Origin of the sequence: Vibrio sp. OPT46, assembly GCF_015163535.1 — a bacterium.
GTDB classification, from domain to species: domain Bacteria; phylum Pseudomonadota; class Gammaproteobacteria; order Enterobacterales; family Vibrionaceae; genus Vibrio; species Vibrio alginolyticus.
This window is the reverse complement of the sequence record NZ_JADDYG010000305.1, coordinates 1-645: the sequence shown is the minus strand read 5'-3', so window position 1 is coordinate 645 and position 645 is coordinate 1. Positions and strand designations below refer to the sequence as shown.

The 645-nt window shown below is 31.2% G+C and carries 1 protein-coding gene; it reads left to right on the top strand.

Going from position 1 to position 645, the window contains the following annotated elements; all coding sequences use genetic code 11:
• Window positions 1–322 precede the first annotated feature (322 nt).
• Entirely contained in the window at window positions 323–610 is a 288-nt protein-coding gene (locus IQR33_RS14925; protein WP_005375016.1) for a hypothetical protein, read from the top strand.
• Window positions 611–645: the final 35 nt, after the last annotated feature.

Sequence of the window (645 nt, the reverse complement as noted above, 5' to 3'; positions counted from 1 at the left end):
TTCAATTAAAACAAAGGTTTAAAGCTATTTTGTTTTCTTGGGAGGAAGTGGTGTTTCCACCTTGTTTGTTCCGCCTTCCTCCATGGAAAAAGTAATTTCCTTATAAGAAAAGGCGACCTAAACAAAGAAAATATTTAATTGTATTGACGGTTCTAATTAGGAGAGATGTTTTAATTGGACGTTATATTCAGCCTTTACTTCAGCTTGATTCAGATAATTCTTACAGAGTGCATTAATTGCGTTCTGATATTATTTTTGATAGTGCGAAGTGCAAGTGTTCTCACTAAAAATTAAATTTTTTACGTTTCAAAGAATGTCAGTTATGAATGAATTTGCGTTGCGATTGATGAAATGTGCTCGTGCATATGAAGAGTTCATTAACAAAAAACTATTAAGTAAACAGAGCATCAATTCTGATGAGATAGCTAGTATCTTAAAGGAAGCTAAGTTCAATTTTCCTGAACTTAGAGATAGTAAAATAGGAAGCAAATTAGAGACGATAGAATTAGAACTGTTTAATAAGGTTTTATTTAATATTATGTTGAAATTCGGATTCAGAGTGCCTGAATCTCACAAAGATAATACGAGCTCTATTTATATTCGTAGATAAAAATAAAGCCTTCCATAGGAAGGCTTTATAATTAA

What these genes read in the sequence shown, in the direction of transcription:
- IQR33_RS14925 (WP_005375016.1), top strand. Translation starts at nt 323, where the DNA reads ATGAATGAATTTGCGTTGCGATTGATGAAATGTGCTCGTGCATATGAA.